Source organism: Nocardia sp. NPDC004260 (assembly GCF_053603155.1).
In genome coordinates this window covers 1-3,673 of the sequence record NZ_JBSGEZ010000192.1, presented here as the reverse complement: position 1 = coordinate 3,673, position 3,673 = coordinate 1, and the positions used below count along the sequence as shown (strand labels likewise).

The window sequence follows — 3,673 nt, the reverse complement described above, 5'->3', positions numbered from 1 at the left end:
GATCGACTGTTCGACGGACTTGGTGCGGAACAGACCGCCCCACCGAGACGAGACATCACCCGCCGAATCGGCTTGTGGCCCGGGTTTCGTCACGCATACTCCTTAATTGCACTGATAGCCTTCACCCCGCAGCTACCTCCCAGGTCCGCAACGAGGCTGCTCGAACCTTTCCAGCGACCCGCCAATTGTGGTATTAGGGAAATCCCTACCCCCATGTTTGGCGACACTTCGTGAAAGAGCTACCAGCACAGCGAATTACCTATGAAACCATTCAAGCGCTCAGCGATTCGCCACATGGAGCTGTACTCCCACCGCCCACCGGTATAGCGGCGATTGCTGAATAGGCTCTGGCGAGCAAGGCCACCGTCGAACGAGTCGCGCTACCAAATTCAGCGATGAGGCCGAGTAGGTCGTCGCGGGCGCTGGCCCAACTCCATGCCACCGCCTCCGCCAGGAGGCATCACCGCTCACCCGCGCCGGAGCAACCCACCACTCGGTGGCGGATGAAGCACCTTCCTCGACGCGCAAGTGGTCATGCAGGCGGAGCGACGCTGTTCGTCGGCGTCCGGCTGAGCCCAAGGACCAGCGGTCGGTACCGAGTGCGGTACTCAGCGATCTCTGAGATGAGTCACGGAGTGCATATTCGAAGGATCAGCAGGGTAGGCTTCAATGGCGCTGGCCGGTCCCCGATGACGGGACCACCTGGTCTTTGAGTCCGGGTTGTTGTCGATCCAGTTTCAGTTGATGGTGCAGGCCAGCGGGTAGTGGCGGTGGGTGCAGCGGGCAGCGTATTCGGCGGGCGCGAGATACCCCAGCGCCGAGTGGCGATGGGCTCGGTTGTGTTCGTCCTTGAAGTCGCCGATGACTACGCGGGCTTCGAGCAGGCTGGTCCAGTGGTTGCGGTTGAGGCATTCGGTGCGCAGCCGCCGGTTGAACGACTCGACGAACCCGTTGTTCCACGGTGTGCCTGGTGGAATGTAGACCATTCCGACCCTGTTCGAGCAGAACCGTTGCAGCGCTCGGCAGATCATCTCCGGCCCGTTGTCGAGCCGCAGCATCTTCGGCGCGCCGCGGACGGCGAACACCTTCTCCAGCTCGGCGACGAGTCGTTCGGTGGTGATCGACCGCTCCACCAGGTGCAGCAGCGACTCGCGGGTGTGCTCGTCGACCATCGACGCGATCTTCACCGCCCGCCCGTCGATGGTGGAGTCGAACTGGGAATCCAACGCCCACCCCACCTTCGGCGCATGCGCGTCGACCGGTGGCATCGACGAAACACCCGCGCGTTTGCGCGGGTGATGCTCACGCCCTGCAGGCCCTCCTCCCGCCACAACCGGTGCACCCGTTTCTTGTTCACCGCGCGGCACTCGTCGAACCGCAACACCGCCCAGGCACGGCGGAACCCGTGACACGGAGGTTTCGTGGCGTAGCCGCGCAGCCAAGCCCGCAAATCCGCATCCGGATCGGCCGGCGTGGCCACCACCGGCACACGGCGATACGTCGAACGCGAAAGCCCAGCCACCCTGCACGCGAAGCGTTCCGACATACCGAAACCGTCTTTCCGCATGTCCACGACGCAGCGGCGAGCGGCCGGGCTCACCATTTTCCCTTGGCGATCTCCCGCAGCGCGTCCTTCTCCAGCTCCGGCATCGGCCAACAACCGCTTCAACCGCGCGTCTGCTCCCGCAACTCCCGCGGTTCTTTCGCCGCGTCAGTGTCCGTACCAACGTACTGGCGGCGCCAGTTGTACAGCGTGGCCGCCGAGACCTCCAGCTCGGCGGCGATCTGCTCACCCGAGCGGCCCTCCGCGGCCAGCTCGTCGGCACGGCGCAGCTTCCGCACGATCTCCTCCGCGGAATGCCGCTCACGTCCTGCCATGTCCCTCAGTGTCTCTTCCAGCCCTCACCAGGGCCACCAGGACTCTAATACCGAGCGGTCCCATTCAGCGGGGACGGGCCGCGCGGCCACGATGGGGAGCCTCGGGCGCCAAATCCGATCCCGGCGACAGCTACAAACTCGCCGACCACCCGCGCACCGACGGACACCGGCTACGTCAGCTCGACCCGGTCGATGTCGGCCTGCGCGAACTGCAGGCACTCATCCGGCTGCGAGACGACCGGGTTCAGGCCCGCACCGCCGCGATCAACCAGCTCGCATCCTCGCTGGACAACTACTGGCCAGGCCCCAAAAACCTGTTCTGTTCGTTGGCCTCGCCTATCGCGCTGGCCTTCCTCACCGCCTACCCCACACCCCAACCGGCCGCGAGGCTCGGCGAGGTCCGCATGGCCGCATTCCTACGCCGGAACTCCTACCGCGGCGGAAAACCCGCCGCACTGCTGCTGGCCCGGTTACACGCCGCTGCCGTTCCGGCCGCCCACCTACCCACCGACACCCTGGCACTGATGATCAAAACCCAAGTCACATTGCTGCGCGGCATCCAAACCACCATTGCCGATCCGGGAAACCTGATCAGGCAACGCGTCGACGAGCACCCCCGAGCCCAACTGCTGGCCGCGCTCCCAGGCGTCGGCACCATCAACCTCGCCCAATTGCTCGCCGAGATCGGTCCAATCCTCGACCGCGTTAAACAAGAACTCTAACTGGCCCGTTCCAATGCCAAGTACGCGGCGACGGAGTGATCGACGGAGGTAGCGGAGGCCGTAGCGCCTGTATTGGCCTCATGGAGTGGTTCTCTGGAGGTTGTCGGGTAGCTGCGCTGATTACGTTCGCTTTCTAACCACTTCGCGAAGGCGAGAAGAAGGGGGGGCTTTCCCCCATACCGGTTTGCCTGCCTAGAGGAGACTATTGGCCATACATCTCAATCGTGTCATACAAAGAAATTAGTACTCTGGTATTTGTGGCATGTACAGGTAGGTTGAGCGGATGAAGTTGTTCGGTTTAGAATGGGAATACGGACGAGCTGGTATTTCCTCCAGTTTAGCGAAGGGTATCAAATTGGCGTTGAGTGGCCGCGTCGGTGCTGCACTGCTGGGCAACGCTGTCGGCGAGGCTTGGGATATCGGTGGCGCTAGCGATGCTGAGTCCGGCCACGAGGGTACACTCGGCGACAGCGCTGCAGGCGACTACGTATAAGAGTTCCTGCCCCCGGCTTGAGCTCGGTGTATTACCGTGTTCGAATTTTGCGCCAGCTCCTACTACTGGACCATGCAATTTCTTCCGCACCGCTTTAAGTGAAATTTGAGCTTGTGGTCTGAAATGGAAAAGTTGCAACGAAAGACGTAGTCTCCGGCAAAGCAAGCGGTATCGAAATTGGGTTCCGTGATCGGCATGCACGATCAACCCCTCGGTGGTGACGCGTTCGGTCATTGCCATGTTGACCGCGTTGTTGACCAACAGCGTGTCGGCGATGGTGGAAAGGCTCGGCCGACGATCTTCTTGCTGAAGCAGTCCAAAATGGCGCAGCAATAGACTTTTCCGTCTCTTGCGGGATGTTCGGTGATGTCGGTGCACCACAGCTCGTTGGGGCGCGCAGGGTGAAGGCCCGGTTCACCAGGTCTGCGGGAGTGCTCGCTGCGAGCATTCGGGTGGCCGCGTCGTTTGCGTCGGGGCAGGCCGAACAGACCCCGCTCCGCCATGATCGAGGCCACCAGCTTGTGGTTGACGATCATCTCGCACTCGGCCAGCAACGCAGCCTTGATCCAGCGTTTGCCGT

At 62.6% G+C, this 3,673-nt stretch carries 3 protein-coding genes and 1 pseudogene; 2 read left to right on the top strand and 2 right to left on the bottom strand.

Annotation, left to right across the window (positions count from 1 at the left end; genetic code table 11):
• Positions 1-737 precede the first annotated feature (737 nt).
• Positions 738-1,878: pseudogene (locus ACWEO7_RS38605) on the bottom strand (IS3 family transposase).
• An 8-nt stretch (positions 1,879-1,886) separates the two neighbouring features.
• Between ACWEO7_RS38605 and ACWEO7_RS38600 the strand changes: the two are divergent.
• On the top strand, positions 1,887-2,600 hold the full coding sequence (locus ACWEO7_RS38600) for an IS110 family transposase (RefSeq protein WP_452430696.1): 714 nt from the start codon (positions 1,887-1,889) through the stop codon (positions 2,598-2,600).
• Positions 2,601-2,883: 283 nt separating this feature from the next.
• Positions 2,884-3,093: a hypothetical protein gene (locus ACWEO7_RS38595; RefSeq protein WP_452430694.1), complete on the top strand. Its 210-nt coding sequence runs from the start codon at positions 2,884-2,886 to the stop codon at positions 3,091-3,093.
• A gap of 230 nt (positions 3,094-3,323) precedes the next feature.
• On the opposite strand, the gene ACWEO7_RS38590 is transcribed toward ACWEO7_RS38595, so the two are convergent.
• Positions 3,324-3,673, bottom strand: a 350-nt coding sequence (locus tag ACWEO7_RS38590; protein WP_452430692.1) for a DDE-type integrase/transposase/recombinase, incomplete at its 5' end; no start/stop codon positions are given.